Consider the following 25,277-nt stretch of genomic DNA (forward strand, 5'->3'; position numbering starts at 1 on the left):
GGTGCGTTCGCAGTCCCGGGGAGGCGTGTCGGCGACTACGGAGTGTCTCCTGCAGAACTTGGGAATCGTGAGTTCTGGGTGGCCATCGACCACTGGAGGTAGAGATGGGCAGCGTGGAATCGGGACCCGCCGGAAGCACCGGAACGCCTCCGGTGCAAGCCGGTGAGATGCGACTAGAAGTCGTGATGTTGCCGATCTCCGATGTTGACCGGGCCACGCGGTTCTACGGATCGCTCGGCTGGCGCCTGGATGCCGACCTGGCCGTCGAAGCGGGCTACCGGGTGGTGCAGTTCACCCCGCCGGGTTCCCTGTGCTCGATCATCTTCGGCGAGGGCGTGACCTCGGCCCCGTCCGGCTCGGCACAGGGACTGCAGCTCTCCGTGTACGACATCGACACGGCCCGGGCGGATCTCGTCGAACGCGGAGTGGACGTGAGCGAGGTGTTCCACGACATCACGGGCGTCTTCCACCACGCCGGGACCCGGGGACGCGTGGAGGGACCGGCTCCCGAGCACGCGGACTACGGTTCCTTCGTGTCGTTCAGTGACCCGGACGGCAACGGCTGGTTGCTCCAGGAGATCAAGACGCGCCTGCCCGGCCGCTGACAAGGACAGGCCGATGCCCACGACATACGACTGCACGGACGATCGCGTGGCGGCCCTGCGCCGGGCGGTCGAAGCTCGCAGGACCATGGCCAAGGCACAGTGCAGGTCCTAAAGCGGTCTGCGTGGCGCGTTCTCCGCGCGGTGCGGGAGGCGTCGAAAGGCTGCCGACACGAGCGGCCACCCGACACCGGGATGTATAGGAGGAGTTCGGCAGTGACAATCCCAGCGCGCAAGCCCGAACTGCTCGGCCAGACCGTCATTGTCATCGGCGGTAGCGCCGGCATCGGGCTGGAGACGGCCAAGCGTGCCCGGACCGAGGGCGCCGAGCTCATCCTTGTCGGCCGCGATCCCGGCCGACTGGAGCGCGCGGCCACAGAGCTCGGCACGCAGCGCACCGAGGCGTTCGACGCAACCGATCCCACGGCCTTGGCGAGGTTCTTCCAAGACCTGCCGGCCCCGGTCGACCACGTGATGGTGACGGCCGGCGCCCCGAGCTACGGGCCGCTGCTCGAAATGAGCACCGCAGAGGTACGGGACGCGATCAGTGATCACGCAGTGCTGGAACTCGAAGTCGCGCGCAACGCCGTCGGCCGGGTGAGACCCGGAGGCAGCCTGGTGTTCATGGGCGGCACCGGAGCACGGCGCGTCGGCCGAGGTCTCGGGGCCGCCTCCGCCGCCACCAACGCACTGCCTCCGTTCACCGCAGCCCTCGCACTCGAACTCGCACCGGTACGCGTCAACCTCGTCGCGGCCGGATTCGTCGACACTCCGCTCTCGGCCTCCCTGCTGGGCGACCGGATCGAGGAACGCCGCGCCGAGCTGCGCGCGACCTTGCCGATCGGCCGCGTCGTCGGACCGGCGGACGTTGCAGCGCTGGCCGTCCACCTCATGGTCAATACGGCGTTGACCGGCGCGACATACGACATCGACGGCGGGCAGCAGTTCGTCTCCTGACGAACAAACCAAGACCAACGGAGCCGACATGACCGCAGAGCAGTTTCACGTCACCGAAGTCTCCCCCTCCTATTGGCGCGTGACGTTCGACAACGGCCCGGTCAACCTGCTGGACCCGGACACGCTCGACCAGCTCGGCGCGCTCGTCGAACGCATCGAGACCAACCCGCACCTCACCGTGGTCGTCTTCCGCAGCGACACCCCCGGCTACTTCATGGCCCACTGGGACTTCAAGGCCGACAACGCCCGGGTGGCGGGGATGCGTCCGGGACCGACCGGCCTGCACCCGTATCTGGACAACTTCGTACGGCTCAGCAAGCTTCCGGCGGCGACGATCTCCGAGATCCGCGGCCGTACCCGCGGCGCGGGCAGCGAGTTCGTGCTCGCCACCGACATCCGCTTCGCTTCCGAGAAGGCGGTCCTCGGCCAGTTCGAGGTCGGTGTCGGTACCGTCCCCGGCGGCGGACCTATGGCCCGACTCGGACGGCTGGTCGGCCGGGGCCGCGCCCTGGAGATCCTGCTCGGCGGCGACGACATTCCCGCCGACCTCGCCGCCCAGTACGGCTACGTCAACCGCCTCATCCCGGATGCCGAGATCGAGGACTTCACCGACACGTTCGCGCGCCGCATCGCAGCCTTCGACAAGGTGGCCATCACCGGAATCAAGAAACTGGTCGATGTGGCCACCCTGCCCGAGGACAGCGAATTCGTGCCCGGCCTCCAGGCGTACTTCTCCACCGCCGGCCGCCCGGAACACCGGCCATTCGTCCAACGCCTGCTGGAGAACGGCCTGCAGCAGCCCGACGGCATCGAGACCGACCTCGGCACCGCGATCGGGCGGCTGCGGCAGCCGTGACACCCCCTACCGCGAGGACGCCTCCAAGGTCCGCCACCGGACGCGGACCAGAGAACACGACCGCCCTGCGCAACCTGGCGATCAACACCCCCGGCGAACCACGGCCACTACAGCATCGCCGCCGGACTCCGCCACGTTTCCTACAAGCCCTTCACGCGCCCCTGGACCTCCTGCAGATCCCCTGAGCAGCAGCGCAGCACGATCACCAGGACTTTGAATCAGCCCTGGTCCGCACACAGTCCGCAAGACACCCGCCAAAGACCGTCGCACCCCATCGCCACCAATCACCAAAAGGCCAGGTCAGCGCCCCACAGGAAAGATCCTCGCAGGTCACCGACCCGGCCCATTACTAGGAGACCAAGAAGGCCTGACACCCAGTCGGCCCGGCCCGACCGGCGATCGGTGCACCATCGCAGGTCAATAGGCACGAGGAAGGGGCTCTGCCGGTTCGCCGGCGGGGCCCCTTCCTCGTACGGCACTTCCGACCGCTGTCATCGAGGACGACGCCGTGCACGCACAGGTGATCGAACTGATGCGCACGCACGGGCGTCCGGTGCTCGACTTCTTCCCGCGGTAGCCGTACCAGCCCCCGGCGGCCGCCGCCGTGCCATCCTTGACCCCGTGAATCGCGAAGACCTCGTACGGCTGCGCCAGGCCCGCGACCGGATGAACCGCGAGTACGCCGAGCCGCTCGACATGGCCTCGATCGCGCGGACCGCGCTGATGTCGCCGGGCCACTTCCAGCGGAGCTTCCGCGCCGCGTACGGGGAGACGCCGTACAGCTATCTCATGACCCGGCGGATCGAGCGGGCGAAGGCGTTGCTGCGGCGCGGCGACCTCAGCGTGACGGAGGTGTGCATGGCCGTCGGCTGTACCTCGCTCGGTTCCTTCAGCTCCCGCTTCACCGAACTGGTCGGCGAGACCCCCAGCGCCTACCGCGCCCGCTCCCACGAGGCCGGCGCGGTGATCCCGTCCTGCGTGGCCCGCACTTTCACCCGCCCGAACCGGGCGGGACCGCCCCTCCGGCCCTAGCCTGTGCTGCATGGATCTCAAACTCCGTCAGTGCTTCATCGCCGTCGACGACCACGACAAGGCCCTCGCCTTCTACTGCGACGTGCTGGAGCTGGAAATCCGTAACGACGTCGGTTTCGAGGGCATGCGGTGGGTGACCGTGGGGTCGCCGCTGCAGCCGGACGTGGAGATCGTGCTGGAGCCGCCGGCCGCGAACCCGGACGCCTCCCCCGCCGACAAGCAGGCCATGGCCGAACTGCTCGCCAAGGGCACCCTGCGCGGGGTCAACTTCACCACCGCCGACTGCGACGCCCTCTACGCCCGCGTCCAGGAGTCCGGTGCCGAGGTGGTCCAGGAACCGACGGACCAGCCGTACGGTGTCCGCGACTGCGCGTTCCGGGACCCGGCCGGAAACATGCTGCGGTTCATGGAGCGAAGCGGGGAGTGAATATCCCGGAGGGCCGACCGCGCCCTCCGGCTTACGATCACGCCATGAGCACCCCCGCCGGCATCCGCTGGACCTACGCCTTCGTCGACCGCCCGCTCGCGCTCCTCGACCCCGCCCGCGACTTCTGGACGGCCGTCACGGACACCCGGCTGTCCGAACCGCGCGGTGAGGACGGGGAGTTCGTCACCCTCGTGGCGGAGGGGGCCGACGCCTGCGTGAAGGTCCAGGGGGTCGCGTCGGGCCCGGGCGGGGCTCATCTCGACTTCTCCGTCGAGGACGTGCCGGCGTTCGTGGCGTCCGCGCTGGCGCTCGGCGCGGACACCGTCGCCGAGCACGGGCACGAGCACGGCGGCTGGGCCGTACTCCGGTCCCCCGCAGGGCAGTTGTTCTGCGCGGCCCCCTGGCACGGCGAGTCCGTACGGCCGCCCGTCGTGGACGGCAGCCGCCTCGACCAGGTGTCCCTCGACATCGGACCCGGCTCCTACGACGCCGAAGTCGCCTTCTGGAGCGCCCTGTTGCCCGAGTGGGCGTCGCTGCGCGGTGCGCTCCCGGAGTTCCATGTGCTCAAGCCCCCGCCCGGCCTGCCGATCCGGATCCTGCTCCAGCGTCTCGGCGAGGAGCGCCCCGCCTCCGCCCATCTCGACCTGGCCTGCGCGGACATCGACACGGTGAAGGAACGGCACGAGCGGCTGGGCGCGACCGCCGTGTCCCACGGCACGCACTGGACCGTGATGCGCGACCCGGCGGGCGGTGTCTACTGCCTGACCGGCCGCGACCCGGAGACCGGCGGGCTGCCCAGCCGCCCCTAGCGACTCATCCCGCCCACGCCTCCACGCCGACCACCGCGTCCACCGGAATCGGCCCGTAGATGTGCGGGAACTCCTCGCCGCCCGGCTCCGGCGCCTCGTACTTCAGCGGTGCGCCGAGCCGTTCCGGGTCCACCTCCAGGACCACCAGGTCGTCAGGGCCGTCGTAGGAGCCGTACAAGAAGGCTGCCACGCGCGGGAGTTGGGCGCGGGTCGAGCAGTGGATGAAGCCCTCCTCCTGGAGGGTGCGGCCACGGGTCGACCACTCGTAGGCGCCGCGCTCGCGGGCCGCGTCCCAGAGGGCGCGCTCGGTGATGTGGAGGACGGTGACGGCGGTGGGTTCGTTTTCGGACATGGGCCCCACGCTACGACCTCGGTTCGCGCCACATCGGGTACATGCGCGGGCCGTCCGGAAGATCGAGGGCGGTGTCGGTGAAGGCGTAGCCGAGCCGCTCGTACAGCTTGGTGCTGCGCTCGCTGCTCGCCTCCAGGTACGCGGGCAGGCCCTCGCGGTCGCAGCGCTCCAGGACGTGCCGGATCAGCGCGGCGCCGAGGCCCTCGCCCTGCCGGCCCGGTGCCACGGCGATCATCCACAGGTACTCGTGGGCCCGGCCGGTGGGATGCCCCTCCTCCATGAGCCGGACGATCGTCTCGACCCGCTCGTTGTCCGGATCCACGAACTCCCGCAGCGCCACGGCCTCGTCCTCGCCGTCCGCCGCGTGCGCCTCCGGCGGCATGGACAGCCACAGCGCGCAGGCCGCGCCGTCCTCGGCCAGGTCGATACGGCCGTCGGCGAACACGGCATCCGTGAAAGCGGCCATCAGTCTGTGGTGGGTCGCACGACGGTACTCGGCGTCGGGGAAGATCCAGCCGCTCACCGGATCGTCCTGGAACGCGTCGTCCAGCAGTCGGACGACCAGCTCCCGGTCGTCCTCGCCGGCCGCCCGTATCGCCACGCCCATGTCCCGCCCCTTAGCTCTCAACCACCGTCACCTGAACGGGTGTTGAGACTAACGGTACTCACGGGCGAGTGAGCCGAAGGGGCGCGCCTGTGTCGAGAGTTCGAGCGCGCGGAGGCCCGAAGGGTCGAGCACGGTCGGACTCTCGACACAGGCTTTGGCGCCCCGGAGGCGAACCGAGCCTCAAAAAAGGGGTGCGCGGGCCCCGCGCACCGTGGGGATGCGCGGGACCCGCCGGTCCGGAGCCCGGTGGCCGTGCGGAGTCAGGGCCGCACGGTTCCCGAGGGCTCCGGAGTCTTCAACTGCTGCGCCGGGTCACGAACTCGGCCAGCGCGAGCAGACCGCCCGCGTCCTGCGGGTCCGGGATCGCCCGGGCCAGCTCCTGCACGGCCCGCGCCATCCGGTCGGCCGCCTGGGCCTGCGCCCAGTCCCGGCCGCCCGCCCGCTCCACAGCGAGCACGGTGCGCTCCAAGTCCCCTTCCTCGTACGGCATTCCGTACAGTTCGGCGAGCTCCACGGCGGCCGGGGTGCCCGAGGTGAGCGCGGCGACCACGGGCAGCGACTTCTTGCGTACGGCGAGGTCGGCGCCGGCGGGTTTGCCGGTGCGGCCGGGGTCGCCCCATATGCCGATGACGTCGTCGATCAGCTGGAAGGCGAGCCCTGCCTGGCGGCCGAACGCGTCCAGCGCCTCGACGTCCTCGGCATCCGCTCCCGCGTACAGCGCGCCCACCGCGCAGGCGCAGCCGAGCAGCGCGCCGGTCTTGGCCTCGGCCATGGCGAGCACCTCGTCGAGGGTGACCTCGCCGGGGGCGCGCTGCTCCATGGCGGTGTCCGCGTGCTGGCCCGCGCACAGTTCGACGACGCAGTCCGCGAGCCGGGCCGCGGCGGCCGAGGCCGCCGGGTGCGGGTCCTCGGCGAGCAGCCGGAGCGCCAGCGCCTGGAGCGCGTCCCCGGCGAGGATCGCGTCGGGGTCGCCGAACACGGTCCACGCGGTGGGCCGGTGTCTGCGGGTGGTGTCCCGGTCCATCACGTCGTCGTGCAGCAGTGTGAAGTTGTGGATCAGCTCGACCGCCGCGGCGGCCCGCAGCGCGCCCGCCCGTGCCCGTTCGCCGCCGAGTGCGGTGGCGGCGGTGAGGACGAGGGCGGGGCGGATCGCCTTGCCGGCGTTGCCCGCCGCCGGGGTGCCGTCCGCGTGCTCCCACCCGAAGTGGTAGAGCGCGACCCGGCGCATGGAGCCGGGCAGCGAGTCGATCGCCGAGCGCAGTTCGGGATCGACGGTCGTCCGGGCCTCCGCCAGGATCACCGCCGCCTCGTGCCCGTCGGCCGGCGGTGTGCTCGTCCCTGTTCCGTCATCCGGCTGCGTCGCGACCGGCTGTGCCTCGTCGGCCGACTGCGTCCCGTCGGCGCGCTGTTGTGTCTCCGCCCTGAACTCGGCCATGGGGTCCCCCTCGGAGAGTCCGCGGACGGTGGCGTTTCCACTGCGGCTGGGCACATGTGACCGGGGTGTACCCGCCCCGAAGGGCGGGGACACCGCGTCCAGCTGCTGAAACGTCACCTCCAGCGGCCGATCTCGACGTTCTCCAGGACGCCGAGGGCGTCCGGCACCAGGACCGCCGCCGAGTAGTAGGCCGTCACGAGGTACTTGATGATCGCCTGTTCGTTGATGCCCATGAAGCGCACCGACAGACTCGGCTCGATCTCGTCCGGGATGCCGGCCTGCTGGAGGCCGATGACGCCCTGGTCGGCCTCGCCGGTACGCATGGCGATGATCGAGGTGGTCCGCCGGTCGCTGACCGGGATCTTGTTGCACGGGTAGATCGGCACTCCGCGCCAGGTCGGGATGCGGTTGCCGCCGATCTCGATGGACTCCGGGACCAGTCCGCGCTTGTTGAGCTCGCGGCCGAACGCGGAGATCGCGCGCGGGTGGGCGAGGAGCATCCTGGTGCCGCGCCGCCTGCTGAGCAGCTCGTCCAGGTCGTCCGGGCTGGGTACCCCGTCGTGCGGCTGGAGCCGCTGGTCGTACTCGCAGTTGTTGAGCAGGCCGAACTCGCGGTTGTTGATCAGCTCGTGCTCCTGGCGCTCCTTCAACGCCTCGACGGTGAGCCTGAGTTGCTGTTCCGTCTGGTTCATCGGCTGGTTGTAGAGATCGGCCACACGCGAGTGGATGCGCAGGACGGTCTGGGCGACGCTCAGTTCGTACTCGCGCGGCCGGGCGTCGTAGTCGACGAACGTGTGCGGGATGTCCGGCTCACCGGAGTGGCCCGCGGCGAGGTCGATCGCCTTCTCGCCGTACTTGTTGGTGCGCTGCTCGGGGATCGCGCGCAGCTGCGTGAGGTGGTCGCGCAGGGTGTCAGAGCGCTCCGCGACCTGCTCGACGTCCCCGCGGGCCAGCACGAGCACCGTGCAGGCGGTGTCCGCGCGGGCCGTGTACTCCCAGATGGCTGCCGGGTCGAGGAGTCCCTGGTCGCCGAAGTAGGCGCCGTCGGCGAGGACTCCGAGGACCGTGTCGTCGCCGTACGGGCCCGTGCCGACCTTCTCCACCCTGCCGTGTGCCAGCAGGTACACCTCGTCGGCCTGGCTGCCGAACGACGCGATCGCCTCCCCCGGGGCGAACTCGCGCTGCCGGCAGCGGACGGCCAGTTCCGAGAGCACCTCCTCGTCCTCGTAGTCCCGCAGCGCGGGCAGTTCGCCGAGTTCCGCGGGAATGACCTCGACGCGGTCGCCGGTCTTCACGAATGTCACCCGGCCGTCGCCCACGGAGTAACTCAGCCGTCGGTTCACCCGGTATGTGCCACCCTGCACGTTCACCCACGGCAGTGTGCGCAGGAGCCAGCGGGAGCTGATCTCCTGCATCTGCGGTGCGGACTTCGTGGTGGTGGCCAGGTTCCGCGCAGCCGCCGTGCCAAGGCTCTGCTGCGGCTTGTTCTGCTCCGCGCGGACCTCTTCGCCTACCGACATAGAGAAATGCCCTCCCCATTCATGCCGGGCCTGTGCGCCCGGCATTCGTTCTCGCGCACCAGCCTTTCTCACTCAGCGTGCCGGTGGTATTACCCGAAAGAGCGGGAATGGATCTTCAGGTGCTGGGCACGGGGGCTGTTTACGTCGAATGTTGTTCGAGTTGCGGCCGGGGCCGCCGTTGTCCGGATCGGCTCGCACGCTGTGCGAACAAGTCGTGCTTACCGGGATTTTTTCGGTACAAGCGGCGATAACAGGCGGCCGTGCACGTCGGCCGTCGCACAGCACGAAGGAGGGGCCATGGCCCCACCCATGTCCGCGGGCAGGTTCCTGGACGCATTGCGACACGAGGGCGTCACGGTCGTCGAGGTGGGCGACTGGGAGCACCACAACCGCAACCACAAGGGCCCGTGGGGGCCCGTCCACGGCGTGATGATCCACCACACGGTCACCAAGGGCAGCGCACACACGGTGGAGCTGTGCCGAGAGGGCCGCGAGGACCTGCCCGGCCCGCTCTGCCACGGAGTCATCACCAAGGACGGCAGGGTCCACCTGGTCGGCTACGGCCGCGCCAACCACGCGGGCCTGGGAGACGACGACGTACTGCGCGCGGTGATCGCCGAGAAGAGGCTGCCGCACGACAACGAGGCCAACACCGACGGCAACCGGCACTTCTACGGCTTCGAGTGCGAGAACCTCGGAGACGGCGAGGACCCCTGGCCCGAGGAGCAGTTGGACGCGATCGAGAAGGTCGCCGCGGCGATCTGCCGCCACCACGGCTGGACGGAGCGGTCGGTGATCGGGCACCTGGAGTGGCAGCCCGGAAAGGTGGACCCGCGCGGGTTCACGATGGACTGGCTGCGCGATCGGGTCGGCGAGCGGCTGAAGTGACCCCCGGGGGACACGCATGCCGCGGGCGACCCGGGTGACAATGGTGCCGTGACCAGCCCCGACCTCGCCGCCCTACGGCCGCGGCTGCCGTCGCCGGTGGAGGAGATCACGGACGGGCGCTTCGGCCGGCACGGCATCCGGCTGCTGCTCAAGCGGGACGACCTGATCCACCCGGACCTGATCGGCAACAAGTGGCGCAAGCTCGCGCCCAATCTCGCGGCGGCGGCCGGCCGTACGGTCGTCACCTTCGGCGGCGCCTACTCCAACCACCTGCGCGCCACCGCCGCCGCGGGCCGCCTCCTGGGTCTGCGCACGGTAGGCGTGGTCCGCGGCCAGGAGCTGGCGGACCGCCCGCTCAACCCGTCCCTGGCCCGGTGCGCGGCCGACGGGATGCGCCTACGCTTCGTCGACAGGTCGACGTACCGGCGCAAGGGCGAGCCCGAGGCGCTGGCCGGCATCCTGCGCGAGGTGGACGCGGAGGACGCGTACGTCGTCCCCGAGGGTGGCAGCAACTCCCTTGCCGTGCGCGGCTGCCGGGCTCTGGGCGAGGAACTGCGCGCGCGTGCCGACGTCGATGTGGTCGCCCTCGCCTGCGGGACCGGCGGCACACTGGCCGGGCTGGCCGCCGGACTCGCCCCCGACCAGCGGGTGTTGGGGATCCCGGTCCTCAAGGGCGGCTTCCTGAACGCCGACATCACAGCCCTCCAGGAGCGGGCCTTCGGTGGTCGGCGTGGCGACTGGTCGCTGGACGAGCGCTTCCATTTCGGTGGCTACGCGCGCGTGCCGGCCGAACTCGACGCCTTCGCCGAGGACTTCGAGGACCGGCACGGTCTGCCCGTCGAGCGTCTCTATGTCGCCAAGTCGCTGTACGGACTTGTTGTCCTGGCAGGCGAAGGGGCCTTCCCGCGCGGGACGACGATCACGGCGGTCGTCACCGGGCGGCCGTTCCCGTGATCTTCTAGGCCGCCTCCCGATAGGCCGCCGCCTCCTCCAGGTCGAGGCGGCGCAGCAGGGTGCGCAGCATCTCGTCGTCGATGTAGCGGCCGTCGCGCAGCCGCACGAACATCGAGCGTTCGGCGCTGATCATTTCCCGGGACAGACGGCGGTAGGTGTCGTCGACGGTCTCGCCGGTGACGGGGTTGGTGGCGCCCAGGCGCTCCCAGACGGCGTTGCGGCGGCGCTCCAGGACCTCGCGGAGCCGGTCGGCCAGTGGAGGCGGCAGGGCGTTGCGCTCGTCCTCCAGAAGGGCGTTCAGGCGTTTCTCGGCCACCCGGGAGGCCTGTGCCTGGGCATTGGCCTCGGCGAGCGTCTCGGCCTGCGGATCGCGGCCGGGGAATTTCAGCAGCCGGATGATCGGGGGCAGGCTCAGGCCCTGCACCACCAGGGTCCCGATCACCGTCGTGAAGGTCAGGAACAGGATGATGTTGCGCTGCGGGAACGGGTCGCCGCCGTGCACCGTGAGCGGGATCGAGAAGGCGATGGCCAGCGAGACCACGCCCCGCATACCGGCCCACGCGGTGGTCATCGCCCCCTTCCAGGTGGGATTGTCCTCGCGTTCCCTGATCCGCGCCGAGAACATGCGCGGCAGGAAGGCCGCCGGATACACCCACACGAAGCGGGTCGCTACGACCACCAGGAAGAGGGCGATCGCGTACAGGGCGGCGTCCAGGCCCCGGTACTCGCCAAGTCCCTTGAGGACCACCGGCAGTTGCAGTCCGATCAGGGCGAACACCGCCGATTCCAGCACGAAGGCGACCATCTTCCACACCGCCTCCTCCTGGAGGCGGGTCGCGAAATCGACCTCCCACGCGCGGTGGCCCAGATAGAGCGCCACGACCACGACGGCGAGCACTCCGGAGGCGCCCACCTGCTCGGCGACCGCGTAGGCGACGAACGGGATCAACAAGGAGAGCGTGTTCTGCAGCAGCGCCTCCTTGAGGTGGGTGCGGAGCCAGTGGATCGGCACCATCATCAGGAGCCCGACACCGACACCGCCGACGGCCGCTAGCAGGAATTCCCCGATCCCGCCGGCCCAGGTGGCGCCCTCGCCGACCGCCGCCGCGAGGGCCACCTTGTAGGCGGTGATCGCGGTGGCGTCGTTCAGCAGGGACTCGCCCTGGAGGATCGTCGTGATCCGCGAGGGCAGTCCGACCCGGCGGGCCACCGCGGTCGCGGCGACCGCGTCCGGCGGCGCCACCACCGCGCCGAGCACCAGCGCCGCGGTCAGCGGCAGCCCCGGCACGATCACGTACGCGGCCCAGCCGACGACGAACGTGGCGAAGAGCACGTACCCCACCGACAGCAGCGCCACGGGCCGCACTTGGGCCCGCAGGTCGAGGTACGAGCTGTCGGTGGCCGACGTGTACAGCAGCGGGGGCAGCAGCAGCGGCAGTACGACGTCCGGGTCCAGGGTGTAGTCCGGGACCCCCGGGACGTACGAGACGGCCAGCCCGACCGCGACCAGCAGCAGCGGCGCCGGCACGGGGGTGCGCCGGGCCGCGGCGGCCACCACGGCACTTCCCGCCACCAGCAACAGCAGTGGCATCACGTCCATCGTCCTCGCCCGCCCTCGTTTTTCCGCGCGGCCAACCGCACAGCCGTCGTAATCTGGCAATCATGAAACAGTGCACGCACGCCGACGCGCTGCCGCTCCCCGAACCGGGGCCCCAGAGCGAGACCTGCCTCGAGTGTCTGGCGGCCGGCACCCACCCCGTGCAGTTGCGACTCTGCCTCTACTGCGGCCATGTCGCCTGCTGCGACTCCTCGCCCCTGCGCCACGCGACAGCACATCACAAGGAATCCGGGCATCCGGTGATGCGGACGTTCGAGCCCGGGGAAAGCTGGCGTTGGTGCTTCGTCGACCACGTACTCCTGTGACCCCGTAATCCGACCGCCGGTTTCGACGGTTCGACCGTCTGACGTCTGGGTACGTCAACCCGGCGCGCGCTCTTCCCAATTGGGCCCGCAGGACCCCTAGCCACGGAGCGTATCCGTAGGTTTACTATGAGTGACAGCATGGGGTTGGGGTCCCGGGGACAGGAAAGTTCAGAGCGCGGTAGCGTCACCGCTGAACCAAGTATCGCGTTACCCCGGGGGGCGACCCCTGGGCCCCCGAAAGAGCTTGTACCACCTTGGAGGTGAGGGTGTCCCAGATCGCAGGCGAGCCCGCGACCCAGGACTTCGTGGAAGTCCGGCTGCCGGCTGCGGGTGCCTACCTGTCGGTGCTGCGTACGGCCACGGCCGGCCTCGCAGCCCGTTTGGACTTCACCCTCGACGAGATCGAGGACCTCCGCATCGCGGTGGACGAGGCCTGCGCGATCCTGCTCCAGCAGGCCGTGCCCGGCTCGGTGCTCAGCTGTGTCTTCCGCCTTGTGGACGACTCGCTCGAAGTCACCGTCTCCGCCCCGACGACGGACGGTCACGCCCCCGCACGCGACACCTTCGCCTGGACCGTGCTCTCGGCCCTCGCGGGCAAGGTCTCATCGGCAGTCGACGAGGACAAGACCGTTTCGATCAGCCTCTACAAACAGCGCGGCGCGGGACCCGGGCCGGCGTGAGGAACGGGGACGGGCCGGTGCGGGACGAAGAGCGCGGCACACGGGAGCTGCCGGCCGAGGGCGGCACGGGCGGAACAAGCCGTACGGCGGACGCCGGCCCCCTGGTGCCCTGCGGCGGAATCCCCGAGCAGGCTCGGCCGCATCCGGAGGACGAACCCTCGGAGGCCGGTGTGATGGACGACGGTCAACGTGAGCAGGACGGTGCCGTGCGTATTGGTGGGGTCTCCCCTGTTGCCGGGGGTTCCCCCGCTCCGACTCAGTCGAGCGTGGGGGAGGAGGCGAAAGCTCGGGGAAGGGCGACGGACCAGGCGATGAGCGAGCACGAGCGGGACGACGTGGCGGGCGCGCAAGCCGTGCAGAGTGTGCAGAGCACCCGGCACGACCCCCAGGACCGCAGCGGAGCGCGCGCGCTCTTCATCGAGCTGCGCACGTACAGGGACGGCAGCGTCGAGTACGCGGAGCTGCGCAACCGGCTGGTCCGTATGCACCTGCCGCTCGTCGAGCACCTCGCGCGCCGCTTCCGCAACCGCGGCGAGCCGCTGGACGACCTGACCCAGGTCGCCACCATCGGCCTGATCAAGTCGGTCGACCGCTTCGACCCGGAGCGCGGTGTCGAGTTCTCGACGTACGCGACCCCGACGGTCGTCGGCGAGATCAAGCGGCACTTCCGTGACAAGGGCTGGGCGGTGCGCGTCCCGCGCAGGCTCCAGGAACTGCGTCTGTCGCTGACCACGGCGACGGCGGAGCTCTCGCAGCGGCACGGCCGCTCCCCCACGGTCCACGAGCTGGCCGAGAAGCTGGGCATCTCGGAGGAGGAGGTCCTGGAGGGCCTGGAGTCGGCGAACGCCTACTCCACGCTGTCCCTGGACGTCCCGGACACGGACGACGAGTCCCCGGCGGTCGCGGACACCCTGGGCGCCTACGACGAGGCCCTGGAGGGCGTCGAGTACCGCGAGTCGCTCAAACCGCTCCTGGAGGACCTGCCGCCCCGCGAGAAGCGGATCCTGCTGCTGCGCTTCTTCGGCAACATGACGCAGTCGCAGATCGCGCAGGAGGTCGGCATCTCCCAGATGCACGTGTCCCGGCTGCTGGCCCGGACACTGGCCCAGCTGCGGGAGAAGCTCCTCGTCGAGGAGTAGGACCGGGCCGGAGGCTAGCTCTTCGGCTCTTCGGCACGACGACCGGGCCCTCGGATTCCGAGGGCCTGTGTCGTCGCCGGGTTCACCAGCAGCACCAGCGAGGCGACCGCGACCACCGCGAGCGCGATCCCGGCCGGGATGGCCACACTGTCGGCCTTGAGCAGGTTGAAGGCCACGGGCAGCGCCATGATCTGCGTGATCACGGCGGGACCCCGGCTCCAGCCGCGCCGGCCGAGCAGTCCGCGCGCGGCGAGCAGCGGCAGCAGCGCGAGCACCACCAGGGTCACGCCTCCGGTCATGGCCTGCTGCCGGTCGTCCGGGTCGCCGGTGAGCCCCAGGACGAGCATCCACACACCGCCGACGGCCAGCGCGAGACCCTCCAGCGCGACGAGGACCGCCGCGTAGGTCAGCCGGCGCGGACGGGGTCCGTCGGGGCCGTCGGTCTCCGGGGCGGGGGTCTGCTCAGCGCTCACCCCAGAAGGGTAGCCCTCGGAAAACGGCCCCAGGTGTTCAGGCTCACGCCGTCTCCTCTTACCCAACCCCTACCTCGGTATGGGACGAGTACCCCTCAGTAGGTACGCTGCAACTCATGCGTGCACTTCTCGTGGTCAATCCGGCGGCAACCACCACAAGCGCACGTACGCGCGACGTCCTGCTCCACGCGCTCGCCAGCGAGATGAAGCTGGAGGCCGTCACCACGGAGTACCGGGGCCATGCGCGCGACCTCGCCCGGCAGGCGGCGGAGAGCGGGAACGTCGACCTGGTGGTGGCCCTCGGCGGCGACGGCACCGTCAACGAGGTCGTCAACGGCCTGCTGCACACCGGCCCCGACCCGGAGCGCCTGCCCGGCCTCGCGGTGGTCCCCGGCGGCTCCACCAACGTCTTCGCCCGCGCCCTGGGCCTGCCCAACGACGCCGTGGAGGCCACCGGCGCCATCCTCGACGCCCTGCGCGAGGGCAGTGAGCGCACGGTCGGGCTCGGGCTGACCTCCGGCACACCCGGTACCGAGGACGAGTCCGTGCCGTCGCGCTGGTTCACCTTCAACGCCGGGCTCGGGTTCGACGCGGGGGTGGTCGGACGGGTCGAACAGCAGCGGGAACAGGGCAAGAAGTCCACGCACGCGCTGTACGTGCGCCAGGTGGTCCGGCAGTTCCTCGGGGAGCAGCACCGCCGGCACGGGACGATCACGCTGGAGCAGCCCGGGGAGGATCCGGTCACGGATCTCGTGGTGGCCATAGTCTCGAACACCTCGCCCTGGACGTATCTCGGCAATCGCCCGATGTACACGTCACCTAAGGCGTCGTTCGATAAAGGCCTCGACGTACTCGGTCTCACCCGTCTGTCCAGCGCCGCGGTTGCCCGGTATGGCACCCAGTTGCTCACTTCGTCCCCCGAACGCGGACCCCATGGCAAGCACGCTGCGGCTCTGCACGACCTGAGCGAGTTCACCTTGCATTCGAAGGCCCCGTTGCCCCTCCAGATGGACGGCGACCACCTCGGACTGCGTACGAGCGTGACGTTCACAGGCGTACGCCGTGCACTGCGTGTGATTGTGTGAGCAGAAAGGGCTGAAGTCCTTTCACTCGAACGTTTAGACCAGGATCCACCCCATGGAAGTACGGCTGTGACCTAGTCGACACCGAGGAATCAAAAAAAACTTTCCAGAAGGGGTTGTATCCGCCGCTGAGGTTTGCGAGTCTCTACGTGGCGATCGAGACGGCCCGCAACACCGGCCTCCACGGATCACCGGAACCCCTCTTCAATCCACAGGACCCCGCCAGTGAACCTGGCGTACGGCCCTTCACTTGTTGAGGGATTCGTGAAAGCGTTCACATTCACAAGCAACCCGCACGTAATACCAAGGAGAGGTAGCAGCCATGGACTGGCGTCACAACGCCGTTTGCCGCGAGGAAGACCCCGAGCTCTTCTTCCCCATCGGCAACACCGGTCCTGCGCTGCTGCAGATCGAGGAAGCCAAGGCCGTCTGCCGTCGCTGCCCCGTTATGGATCAGTGTCTGCAGTGGGCGCTCGAGTCCGGCCAGGACTCCGGCGTCTGGGGTGGTCTCAGCGAGGACGAGCGCCGCGCCATGAAGCGCCGCGCCGCTCGCAACCGGGCCCGTCAGGCCTCCGCCTGACATCCACCCTGCTAACAGCCTGAGCTTGGCGGCGCGTACAGCGAGTACGCATCTCCCGCCCCCGAGCCGCAGCGCGCAGTACCCCCGATGCTCCCCCACTTCTCGACTTCGCTCGAACCGGGGGGACCCCCATCGCAACGAGCGAGCAGCCCCGGATCAGTTGATGATCCGGGGCTCTTTGCTGTCCCCGAAGCTGTCTCCGAACACCCCGTCCCCGTACGTCACTTGTGCGCCTGCACCGGCACATCCAGGATCACCCGGGTCCCCCGCTCCGGCCCCGGCACCATGTCGAACGTGCCACCCAACTCGCCCTCCACCAGGGTCCGTACGATCTGCAGGCCCAGGTTGCCCGAGGTGTGCGGGTCGAATCCCTCGGGGAGTCCCACGCCGTCGTCCTGGACCGTGACGAGAAGGCGGGCGTCCTTCGAGGTGCCGCCCCGGACCGCCGACACCTCCACCGTGCCGGTCTCGCCCTCGCGGAAGCCGTGCTCCAGGGCGTTCTGCAGGATCTCGGTGAGCACCATGGAGAGCGGGGTGGCGACCTCGGCATCCAGTATTCCGAAGCGACCGCTGCGCCGGCCCGTGACCTTGCCCGGCGAGATCTCGGCGACCATCGCGAGCACCCGGTCGGCGATCTCGTCGAACTCCACGCGCTCGTCCAGGTTCTGGGACAGCGTCTCGTGCACGATCGCGATCGAACCGACCCGTCGTACGGCCTCCTCCAGCGCCTCCCGGCCGCGCTCGGAGTCGATCCGGCGGGCCTGCAGACGCAACAGGGCGGCAACCGTCTGGAGGTTGTTCTTCACCCGGTGGTGGATCTCCCGGATGGTCGCGTCCTTGGTGATCAACTCCCGCTCTCGGCGCCGCAGTTCGGTGACGTCCCGGAGCAGCACCAGTGAACCGATGCGGGTGCCCTTGGGTTTGAGGGGGATCGCCCGGAACTGGATCACACCGTCACGCGCCTCGATCTCGAACTCGCGCGGCGCCCAGCCGCTGGCGACCTTGGCGAGCGCCTCGTCCACCGGGCCCCGGGTGGGGGCGAGTTCGGCGGTGGTCACGCCCAGGTGCTGGCCGACGAGGTCGGTGGCGAGACCCATCCGGTGGTAGGCGGACAGCGCGTTGGGCGAGGCGTACTGCACGATGCCGTCGCCGTCGAGCCGGATCAGTCCGTCGCCGACGCGCGGCGAGGCGTCCATGTCGACCAGTTGGTTCGGGAACGGGAAGGAACCGGCCGCGATCATCTGCGCCAGGTCCGACGCGCTCTGCAGATAGGTGAGTTCGAGGCGGCTCGGGGTGCGCACGGTGAGCAGATTGGTGTTGCGGGCGATGACTCCCAGGACGCGCCCGTCCCGTCGTACCGGAATCGACTCGACGCGGACAGGGACCTCTTCGCGCCACTCCGGGTCGCCCTCGCGCACGATCCGGCCCTCGTCCAGGGCAGCGTCCAGCATGGGGCGCCGGCCGCGCGGGACGAGGTGGCCGACCATGTCGTCCTGGTACGAGGTGGGGCCGGTGTTCGGCCGCATCTGGGCGACGGAGACATAGCGGGTGCCGTCGCGCGTGGGGACCCACAGGACCAGGTCGGCGAAGGAGAGGTCGGAGAGCAGCTGCCACTCCGAGACCAGCAGGTGGAGCCACTCGAGGTCGGAGTCGTCGAGTGCGGTGTGCTGGCGTACGAGTTCGTTCATGGAGGGCACGTCTGCGAGCGTACCCGCCGGTCTGTACCTGTCCTAAAAACACCCGCGGGCCGCGGCGCCTGAGAGGGACCCTCAGCCCTCTCGGCACCGCAGCCCGGAGCAGCAACGGCCACGGGGTGTGCGGTCCCGATCGGCCGATGGATGAGGACCCGGGGCAGTCAGGGCAGAGAGCTCCGGTTCCTCGGTCCGCCTTCCTGTGCGGGGAAGACGGAGGCTTACGCCGTAACACATTGTGGACTAGACCACATTCGGTGTCCATGCCTTGAAGACTTTTGGAAAGCCTAACCGTGTCGGGTCCTGTGCGGGACTGATTGGTCATGGGAATTTCCATGGCCGGTACATGGGCGCTCAGCGCGTCTCCGTCACCTTGGCCAGCGCGCGGGGCGCGTCCGGGTCCTGACCTCGGGCGATGGTGACCTCGTAGGCGAGGAGCTGGAGCGGGAGGATCTCCAGGATGGGCTGCAGTTCCTCGGGGACGCCCTCGACGGGCAGGACGAAACCGGCCGAGGCCTGTTCGACCTGGCCGGCCGGGCCGATGACGACGAGGTCGGCACCCCGGCCGCGCAGCCGGTCGAGCACGGGCTGGAGGGCGGCGCCGCCCTTGCCGTCGGTCACGACCGCGATGACCGGGGAGACGTTGTCGACCATGGCGAGCGGGCCGTGCAGGAGGTCGGCGCCGGAGTAGGCGAGGGCGGGGATGTAGCTGGTCTCCATCAGTTTGAGAGCGGCTTCCTTGGCGGTGGGATAGCCGTAGCCGCGCGAGGTGATGACCATGCGCTCGGCGAAGCGGTAGCGGGAGGCGAGGGTGCGGACCTCGTCCTGCCGGGCCAGCAGTTGCTCGGCGAGGTCGGGCAGCACCTTGGCCGCGGCGCCGTCGCCGCCGCGCAGGCCCTCGACGAAGAGATAGAGCGCGAGAAGGGAGGCCGTGTACGTCTTGGTCGCGGGGAGGGCCTTCTCCGGGCCGGCCATGATGTCGATGTGGTACTCGGAGACGGCGGCCAGCGGCGAGTCCGGGTTGTTGGTCACCGCGACGGTGATCGCGCCGGCCTCGCGGGCGGCGCGGGTCGAGGCCACCAGGTCCGGGGAGCCGCCGGACTGGCTGACGGTGACGACGAGGACGTCGGTCAGATCGGGGCGGGCGCCGTAGGCCGTGGTGGTCGACATCGAGGTGAGTCCGCAGGGCAGGCCGAGGCGGATCTCCAGGAGGTACTTGGCGTACAGGGCGGCGTTGTCGGAGGTGCCGCGGGCGGTGAGCAGCACGAAACGGGGCTTGCGGGCGGCCACGTCCTGGGCCACCTGCCGGATGCGCGGGGCGCCCTCCTCCAGGATGCGGCGCAGGACGGCCGGCTGTTCGGCCGTTTCGCGGGCCATGATCCGGCCCGGTACGTCGTTCTCGGGGGTCGGTGTCGTGGCGGTCATGCGGGTCCTCCGGAGGTGCGCGGGGAAGGGCGAGGGCGGTCCGTCGGGTCCATTTCACTCCCTCTTCCACGAGGCCGCCCGCGCGGGGTGGTGGGACGGGGATCACCTGGGCGGCCGGACCCGATTCTGTTAGATTGAGCCTCGATTGGTCTAAACCACATGGCTCACTTCAGAACGGCAGGCCCAGCGTGGAAGTTGTCATCGTTCCGGACGCCAAGTCGGGCGGCGAGCTCATCGCCGAGGCCATGGCACAGCTGCTCCGGCGCAAGCCGGACGCCCTGCTGGGCGTGGCCACCGGCTCGACGCCACTGCCCATCTACGAAGCGCTGGCGGCCAAGGTCCGCGCCGGCGCCGTGGACACCTCGCGGGCGCGGATCGCCCAGCTCGACGAGTACGTGGGGCTGCCCGCCGAGCACCCGGAGTCGTACCGCTCGGTGCTGCGCCGTGAGGTGCTGGAGCCGCTCGGGGTCGGGATGGACTCGTTCATCGGGCCGGACGGAACGGCCGAGGACGTACAGGCGGCGTGCGAGGCGTACGACCGGGCGCTGGGCGAGGCCGGCGGGGTCGACCTGCAGATACTGGGCATCGGGACCGACGGGCACATCGGGTTCAACGAGCCGTGCTCGTCGCTGGCCTCGCGGACCCGGATCAAGACGCTGACCGAGCAGACGCGGGTGGACAACGCGCGTTTCTTCGACGGTGACATGAGTCAGGTCCCGCACCACGTCATCACGCAGGGCATCGGCACCATCCTGGAAGCGCGGCACCTGGTGCTGCTGGCGACCGGCGAGGGCAAGGCGGACGCGGTCGCCGCGACCGTGGAGGGGCCGGTCGCCGCGGTGTGCCCGGCGTCGGCGCTGCAGTTGCACCGGCATGCGACGGTCGTGGTGGACGAGGGGGCCGCGTCCAAGCTGAAGCTCGCGGACTATTTCCGGCACACGTTCGTCAACAAGCCCGACTGGCAGGGGATCTGAGACGCGGAACTTGAGGCGCGGGTTCCTCGCGCGTACGTACCGGTGCCGGGCTCCCTCGTGGAGGGCCCGGCACCGGCGTATCACCTGAGGTCACTCCCCCGCGACGACCTCCGCCGCCGCACGGCCGCAGACTCGGGCCGCGCCGTGCGTCGCGATGTGGAGGGCGCCTCGGGGCGGGGCCTGCGGTACCCCCATCTCGACCACGACGGTGTCGGGCCGGGCCGCCAGCACGGTGTCGAGGGCAGCGGCCATCCACGGATGCCGGTGCTCGTCCCGCACCACGAGCACGACCCGCCGCGCCCCCGCCGCCTCCAGCACCGCGTCCCCCGCGGCCTCCCCGGCGAAGCTCCCTGTCTCGGTACCGGGCAGCAGCCGGGTCAGCTCCACACCCACGCCCCAGGGCGTCTCGTCGCCGACGGCGATGTTGGCGACGGGGGCGAGGAGAGCGACGTAGGGCGGTTCGGTGAGGGGGGTGAAGCCTTCGGCACCGGTGACCGTGAGGGCGCGGCGGGCGGCGACGAGACCGATGTCGACGCGCGTCACGTCCGCTGCGGGAGCGACACCGTCGTCCGAAGCGGAGGCCGATGCCGAGGCCGCCCAGCGGGCCAACCCCCGTACCCGTTCCGCCGCTTCGGCCAGGCGTTCCTCCGGGAGTTCGCCCGCGCGGACCGCCCTCACCAGCGCGTCTCGCAGGCGTCGTATCGTCTCGTCGTCCGCGAGGCCGCCGCCCACGCAGATCGCGTCGGCGCCTGCGGCTATCGCGAGAACGCTGCCGCGTTCGATGCCGTAGGTGGCGGCGATGGCCTGCATCTCCATGCCGTCGGTGACGATGAGGCCGTCGTAGCCGAGTTCGCCGCGGAGGAGGTCGGTCAGGACGCGGAGGGAGAGGGTGGCCGGGTGGTCCGGGTCCAGGGTCGGGACCAGGATGTGGGCGCTCATCACCGCGCGGGTGCCGGCGGCGATGGCCGCGCGGAACGGGAGGAGTTCGCGTCGCTCCAGGACGGAGGGGTCCGCGTCGATGCGTGGCAGCGCGTGGTGGGAGTCGACCGCCGTGTCGCCGTGGCCCGGGAAGTGCTTGGTGCAGGCGGCGACGCCCGCGGCCTGGAGGCCGGTGACGTAGGCGGCGGTGTGGCGGGCGACCAGTTCGGGGTCGGCGCCGAAGGAGCGGACGCCGATGACCGGGTTGGAGGGGTTGGAGTTCACGTCGGCGGACGGGGCCCAGTTGAGGTTCACGCCGCATTCCGCGAGGCGGCGGCCCAGTTCGTACGCCACCTCCCTCGTCAGGTCCACGTCGTCGACCGCACCGAGTGCGTGGTTGCCGGGGAAGGAGGAGCCCGTGCGCACCTCAAGGCGTGTGACGTCGCCGCCCTCCTCGTCGATCGCGACCAGCACGTCGTCCCGTTCGGCCCTCAACTGGGCGGTCAGGGAGGACAGTTGCTCGGGTGACGCGATGTTGCGGCCGAACAGGCCCACCGAGGCCAGGCCTTCGCCGAGGCGCCTCAGCAGCCAGTCGGGGGCCGTGGTGCCGGGGAATCCTGGTTGCAGGACGGTGAGGGCGTCGCGCGTCAGAGTGTCTGTACCGCTGGCGAATGTCGTCATCGGTTGGCGTTATCCCTTCACAGCGCCGGCGGTCAGACCCGCGGCCATCTTGCGCTGGACGAGGAGGAAGAGGACGACGATCGGCACGGCCATCATCGTGGCGCCGGCCATCATCGGGGCGTATTCGGTGCCGTGCTTGGTGGTGAAGTTGCCGAGCCAGACGGTCGCCGTCTGGTGCTCCTGGCTGAGCAGCATCAGGGCGTACAGGTACTCGTTCCAGGCCTGGATGAAGCCGTAGACCGAGGTGGCGACCATGCCGGGGGCGAGGAGCGGGAAGACCACGCGGATGAAGGCGCCGGTGCGGGAGCAGCCGTCGACCATGGCCGCCTCCTCCAGTTCCTTCGGGATGTTGACGATGAAGCCGCGCAGGGTCCACACCGTGAACGGGAGGATGAAGGTCAGGTACGTGATGATCAGGCCGGAGAGCTTGTCGTACTGGTCGAGGTCGTTCAGCAGCAGGAAGACCGGGATGATCATCGAGACCAGCGGGACCATCTGGACCGCGAGGATGCCGACGATCACGATCTTCCGGCCGCGGAAGGCGAAGCGGGAGATGGCGAGCGCGGCCAGCAGGCCGACGACGATGCCGATCACGACGACCGACAGGGACACGATGAGGCTGCGGCCGACCGGGCCCCAGAAGTCGGCGATGTCCAGCGCCCGGCGGAAGTTGTCGAGCGTGATGCCGGTGGGCAGCAGGCTCGGGTCCGGGTCGATGGCGTCCTTGGCCGGTTTGAACGCCGTGTCGAGCATCCAGTAGAGGGGGAAGCCGACGACGACGAAGACGAGCAGGCCGACGAGGTTCCAGCCGAGCTTGGACTTCTTGCGCCCCCCGGTCGGCCTGCGGGGCGCGTCGGTCGTGAGCGCGCTCATTCGACCTCTCCGATCTGAAGCATCTGACGCATGTAGACGGCGACGACTCCTAGCAGCAGCACCACCGTGACCAGGGCTATCGCGGAACCCTGTCCGTAGTCGTTGACGACGAAGGCGCGGTCGTACGAGTAGGTGCTCAGGAGTTGGAAGTCGGGCTCGGGGTGGCCGCCGCGCATCACGAACACCTGGGGGAAGACGCCCATGTCCCAGATCACCGAGAGGGTCGTGAGCATCACGATGATCGGCTTGAGGATGGGCAGGGTGACGTACCGGAAGACGCCCCAGGCACCGGCGCCGTCGAGGCGGGCGGCCTCCTCCAGCTCCTGGGGGACCTGGGTCAGTCCGGCGCTGAGGGTGATCACCACGAAGGGCACCGCGCCCCAGACCACCAGCAGCATGATGACGAGGAGGCCCTGCGGTCCGCTGGCGAACCAGTTGTGGCCGACCATGTCGACGCCGGGGAGCTTGCTGAGCAGGGCGTTGAAGACGCCGTAGTCCGTGTCGAAGAGCCACTTGAAGACGGTGGTCGCGACGATGACCGGCATGCCCCAACTGGCCACCAGGACAATGTTGATGAGCGTCTTCAGCCAGCCGGAGACCTTCTGCTGGAGCAGGGCGAGGGCCATACCGGCGACCATCGTGAAGACGACCGAGCCGGCCGCGAAGACGATGGTGCGGACGACGACGCCCCAGAACTCGCCGTCGCCGAGGATCCCGGAGAAGTTGTCGAAGCCGATCCAGTCGGCGGGCTTGAAGCCCCACAGCTGGGACTGTCCGAAGGACTGGAAGGACAGTGTGACCAGGCGGACCAGCGGATAGCCCATGACCAGGCCGAGGATGAGCAGACAGGGGGCGAGCAGCAGCCAGGGGATCCCGGCCCCGTTCGCCGTCCGCCGTCTGCGGGGTGCGTCGGAGACGCGCGGTGGGGGCGCCTGCCGCGGCGGCGGCACCTTGGCAGGGGTGGTTGTGTCGGCACTCATCGCGCGCTCCTCAGCGGTCCCTCAGGTCGTACGGCCGTACGTGAGGCGGGGCCCTGCCCCGAGGACACCTGAGGTGTCCAACAGGGCCCCACCCTCAGGTCACTTGGTGTTGATGACCTTGTCGATCGCGGTGTCCGCGGCCTTGGCTGCGTCCTCGACCGACTGCTTGCCGGTGCCGATGTTCTGCAGCATGGTCTGCAGGACCTGCGCCTTCTCGACCTGGCCCCAGCCCGGTGCCATCGGGACGAACCAGTTGGACTCGGCCGCGGTGGCCGGGACCGCCGTCGCGGGGTCGTTCTTCAGCGTCGCGAGGTCGGTCTTGTTGTTGGGCAGGTTGCCCTTGGCCATCAGGCCCTTCTGGCCGGAGGGACCGGTGAAGGCGTTGATCCACTCGGCGGCGAGCGCCTGCGCCTTGGACTTGACCGGGACAGCCAGGTCCGAACCGCCCAGGAACACGGGCATGTTCTTGCCGGACGGGCCGGGCATCACGAAGTTGACGAGGCTGGTCTTCAGCTTGCCGCCGGTCTTGTCCGCCTTCGGGTCGGCCGCGCTCGCGCCCTCCCACGCGGCGCCGAAGATCATGGCCGCCTTGCCCTGGCCGTAGACGATGTAACGGTCGGACTCGTCCTTGGTCTTGTCGCCGTGCATGTACTTGTCGATGACGTTCTTGAACTCGGTGAGGCCCTTGATGGACTCCGGCGAGGAGAGGTTGCCCTTCCACTGGCCGCCGGACTCCGCGGCGATGGAGCCGCCGGCGTCGTAGACGAAGGACATGGCCGCGTACCAGTCACGGGTGGGCTGGTACCAGGCGCTGAACTTGTCGCCTTCCTTCTTCTGGATCTTGTCCAGGTCGGCGGTCAGCTCGGTGTACGTCTTCGGGGGCGTCTTGATGCCGACCGAAGCGGCGATGTCCGAACGCCAGTTGCCGACGCGGCCACCGGCGTAATACGGGACGCCGTAGGTCTTGCCGTCGTAGGTGACCGAGGCCTTGAGGCCGTCGAGCCAGGCGGAGGAGTTGGTGAACTTGGACGGGTCGACCGGCGCGAAGGCGCCCTTGACCATGTAGCTCAGCATCTCGGTGTTGCCCATCTCGACCACGTCGGGGGCCTTGTCGGTGGCGAGGACCGCGTCGAGCTTGGTGTTCTTGTCCGGCCAGCCGTAGTACTCATGCTTGATCGTGACGCCCGGGTGCGCCTTCTTCACGGCCGCGTCGGCTGCGGCCACCAGCTGGGGCCAGTTGTTCTGCGCGTCGACGGTGAGCCAGACGGTCAGCTCCTTGGCGTCGGCGCCGCTGTTCGAAGAGCTCTTGTCGTCGTTGCCCCCGCACGCCGCGATGGAGACCATCATGCCCGCGATACCGATCGCGGCTATCAGCTTGCGCTTCACGCCACCCTCCTCAGGGATGCCTGCCACACCTCC

General features: G+C 69.8%; 26 protein-coding genes. 14 read left to right on the forward strand and 12 right to left on the reverse strand.

The genetic code is table 11. The features are described 5' to 3' along the window. The first annotated feature begins 167 nt into the window (after nt 1–167). From OC490_RS00420 to OC490_RS00445, 6 genes are all read left to right on the forward strand, one after another. On the forward strand, nt 168–605 hold the full coding sequence (locus OC490_RS00420) for a VOC family protein (RefSeq protein ID WP_262055733.1): 438 nt from the start codon (nt 168–170) through the stop codon (nt 603–605). 213 nt (nt 606–818) lie between these two features. Continuing rightward, on the forward strand, nt 819–1,559 hold the full coding sequence (locus OC490_RS00425; protein ID WP_315986644.1) for an SDR family oxidoreductase: 741 nt from the start codon (nt 819–821) through the stop codon (nt 1,557–1,559). Nucleotides 1,560–1,587: 28 nt separating this feature from the next. Continuing rightward, entirely contained in the window at nt 1,588–2,415 is an 828-nt protein-coding gene (locus tag OC490_RS00430; RefSeq protein WP_262055735.1) for an enoyl-CoA hydratase/isomerase family protein, read from the forward strand. A 621-nt stretch (nt 2,416–3,036) separates the two neighbouring features. After that, the gene (locus tag OC490_RS00435) at nt 3,037–3,447 is read left to right on the forward strand and encodes a helix-turn-helix transcriptional regulator (protein ID WP_019072194.1); all 411 of its coding nucleotides are present in this window, start codon (nt 3,037–3,039) and stop codon (nt 3,445–3,447) included. A 10-nt stretch (nt 3,448–3,457) separates the two neighbouring features. Beyond that, on the forward strand, nt 3,458–3,874 hold the full coding sequence (locus OC490_RS00440; protein ID WP_262055736.1) for a VOC family protein: 417 nt from the start codon (nt 3,458–3,460) through the stop codon (nt 3,872–3,874). A 44-nt stretch (nt 3,875–3,918) separates the two neighbouring features. Further along, nucleotides 3,919–4,683, forward strand: coding sequence for a VOC family protein (locus tag OC490_RS00445; protein ID WP_262055737.1), 765 nt, complete (start codon nt 3,919–3,921; stop codon nt 4,681–4,683). Nucleotides 4,684–4,687: 4 nt separating this feature from the next. Here OC490_RS00445 and OC490_RS00450 read toward each other — a convergent pair whose 3' ends face one another. The 4 genes from OC490_RS00450 to OC490_RS00465 form a co-directional block, all read right to left on the reverse strand. After that, nucleotides 4,688–5,035: a DUF952 domain-containing protein gene (locus OC490_RS00450; protein ID WP_262055738.1), complete on the reverse strand. Its 348-nt coding sequence runs from the start codon at nt 5,033–5,035 to the stop codon at nt 4,688–4,690. Nucleotides 5,036–5,045: 10 nt separating this feature from the next. After that, nucleotides 5,046–5,642: a GNAT family N-acetyltransferase gene (locus OC490_RS00455; protein WP_262055739.1), complete on the reverse strand. Its 597-nt coding sequence runs from the start codon at nt 5,640–5,642 to the stop codon at nt 5,046–5,048. Between the two features lie 295 nt (nt 5,643–5,937). Further along, on the reverse strand, nt 5,938–7,077 hold the full coding sequence (locus OC490_RS00460) for a family 2 encapsulin nanocompartment cargo protein polyprenyl transferase (RefSeq protein ID WP_262055740.1): 1,140 nt from the start codon (nt 7,075–7,077) through the stop codon (nt 5,938–5,940). Nucleotides 7,078–7,190: 113 nt separating this feature from the next. Continuing rightward, nucleotides 7,191–8,597 (reverse strand): family 2B encapsulin nanocompartment shell protein, encoded by a 1,407-nt coding sequence (locus OC490_RS00465; RefSeq protein WP_262055741.1) that lies wholly within the window; start codon nt 8,595–8,597, stop codon nt 7,191–7,193. 297 nt (nt 8,598–8,894) lie between these two features. On the opposite strand from OC490_RS00465, the gene OC490_RS00470 reads away from it, so the two are divergent. Together OC490_RS00470 and OC490_RS00475 are read left to right on the forward strand one after the other, a co-directional pair. Beyond that, a complete protein-coding gene (locus tag OC490_RS00470) occupies nt 8,895–9,485 on the forward strand; it encodes an N-acetylmuramoyl-L-alanine amidase (protein ID WP_262055742.1) in 591 nt (196 codons plus the stop codon). A 48-nt stretch (nt 9,486–9,533) separates the two neighbouring features. Continuing rightward, a complete protein-coding gene (locus OC490_RS00475) occupies nt 9,534–10,439 on the forward strand; it encodes a 1-aminocyclopropane-1-carboxylate deaminase/D-cysteine desulfhydrase (protein WP_262055743.1) in 906 nt (301 codons plus the stop codon). A 4-nt stretch (nt 10,440–10,443) separates the two neighbouring features. Here OC490_RS00475 and OC490_RS00480 read toward each other — a convergent pair whose 3' ends face one another. Beyond that, the gene (locus OC490_RS00480) at nt 10,444–12,039 is read right to left on the reverse strand and encodes a Na+/H+ antiporter (RefSeq protein WP_262055744.1); all 1,596 of its coding nucleotides are present in this window, start codon (nt 12,037–12,039) and stop codon (nt 10,444–10,446) included. A 62-nt stretch (nt 12,040–12,101) separates the two neighbouring features. Here OC490_RS00480 and OC490_RS00485 point away from each other — a divergent pair, with 62 nt between their 5' ends. From OC490_RS00485 to OC490_RS00495, 3 genes are all read left to right on the forward strand, one after another. After that, entirely contained in the window at nt 12,102–12,362 is a 261-nt protein-coding gene (locus OC490_RS00485; protein WP_262055745.1) for a UBP-type zinc finger domain-containing protein, read from the forward strand. 266 nt (nt 12,363–12,628) lie between these two features. After that, nucleotides 12,629–13,042 (forward strand): anti-sigma regulatory factor, encoded by a 414-nt coding sequence (locus OC490_RS00490; protein WP_019058277.1) that lies wholly within the window; start codon nt 12,629–12,631, stop codon nt 13,040–13,042. Next, entirely contained in the window at nt 13,039–14,181 is a 1,143-nt protein-coding gene (locus OC490_RS00495; RefSeq protein ID WP_262055746.1) for an RNA polymerase sigma factor SigF, read from the forward strand. Before OC490_RS00490 ends, OC490_RS00495 begins: the two co-directional genes overlap by 4 nt. 14 nt (nt 14,182–14,195) lie before the next feature. On the opposite strand, the gene OC490_RS00500 is transcribed toward OC490_RS00495, so the two are convergent. Further along, entirely contained in the window at nt 14,196–14,654 is a 459-nt protein-coding gene (locus tag OC490_RS00500) for a hypothetical protein (RefSeq protein ID WP_262055747.1), read from the reverse strand. A gap of 116 nt (nt 14,655–14,770) precedes the next feature. Here OC490_RS00500 and OC490_RS00505 point away from each other — a divergent pair, with 116 nt between their 5' ends. After that, on the forward strand, nt 14,771–15,739 hold the full coding sequence (locus OC490_RS00505; RefSeq protein ID WP_262055748.1) for a diacylglycerol/lipid kinase family protein: 969 nt from the start codon (nt 14,771–14,773) through the stop codon (nt 15,737–15,739). Between the two features lie 319 nt (nt 15,740–16,058). Continuing rightward, nucleotides 16,059–16,316 carry a WhiB family transcriptional regulator gene (locus tag OC490_RS00510; RefSeq protein WP_006142322.1) on the forward strand — a complete coding sequence of 86 codons (258 nt, stop codon included), beginning with the start codon at nt 16,059–16,061 and terminating at the stop codon, nt 16,314–16,316. Nucleotides 16,317–16,537: 221 nt separating this feature from the next. Here the strand turns inward: OC490_RS00510 and OC490_RS00515 are convergent, their stop codons facing one another. Both OC490_RS00515 and OC490_RS00520 read right to left on the reverse strand, forming a co-directional pair. Continuing rightward, nucleotides 16,538–18,004 carry a sensor histidine kinase gene (locus OC490_RS00515; RefSeq protein WP_262056276.1) on the reverse strand — a complete coding sequence of 489 codons (1,467 nt, stop codon included), beginning with the start codon at nt 18,002–18,004 and terminating at the stop codon, nt 16,538–16,540. Between the two features lie 357 nt (nt 18,005–18,361). Continuing rightward, nucleotides 18,362–19,432, reverse strand: coding sequence for an SIS domain-containing protein (locus OC490_RS00520; RefSeq protein WP_262055749.1), 1,071 nt, complete (start codon nt 19,430–19,432; stop codon nt 18,362–18,364). A 188-nt stretch (nt 19,433–19,620) separates the two neighbouring features. Between OC490_RS00520 and nagB the strand changes: the two genes are divergently transcribed. Next, nucleotides 19,621–20,406, forward strand: coding sequence for a glucosamine-6-phosphate deaminase (gene nagB, locus OC490_RS00525; RefSeq protein WP_262055750.1), 786 nt, complete (start codon nt 19,621–19,623; stop codon nt 20,404–20,406). A 90-nt stretch (nt 20,407–20,496) separates the two neighbouring features. On the opposite strand, the gene OC490_RS00530 is transcribed toward nagB, so the two are convergent. From OC490_RS00530 to OC490_RS00545, 4 genes are all read right to left on the reverse strand, one after another. After that, nucleotides 20,497–22,005, reverse strand: a complete 1,509-nt coding sequence (locus OC490_RS00530; RefSeq protein WP_262055751.1) for a glycoside hydrolase family 3 protein — start codon at nt 22,003–22,005, stop codon at nt 20,497–20,499. Nucleotides 22,006–22,014: 9 nt separating this feature from the next. Further along, the gene (locus OC490_RS00535) at nt 22,015–22,878 is read right to left on the reverse strand and encodes a carbohydrate ABC transporter permease (RefSeq protein WP_262055752.1); all 864 of its coding nucleotides are present in this window, start codon (nt 22,876–22,878) and stop codon (nt 22,015–22,017) included. Continuing rightward, complete coding sequence (locus tag OC490_RS00540; protein ID WP_262055753.1) at nt 22,875–23,858, reverse strand: carbohydrate ABC transporter permease; 984 nt, start codon at nt 23,856–23,858, stop codon at nt 22,875–22,877. Before OC490_RS00540 ends, OC490_RS00535 begins: the two co-directional genes overlap by 4 nt. Before the next feature lie 99 nt (nt 23,859–23,957). Beyond that, entirely contained in the window at nt 23,958–25,244 is a 1,287-nt protein-coding gene (locus tag OC490_RS00545; protein WP_262055754.1) for an extracellular solute-binding protein, read from the reverse strand. Nucleotides 25,245–25,277: the final 33 nt, after the last annotated feature.

The organism is Streptomyces sp. STR69 (assembly GCF_024519455.1).
Classification (GTDB): Bacteria; Actinomycetota; Actinomycetes; order Streptomycetales; family Streptomycetaceae; genus Streptomyces.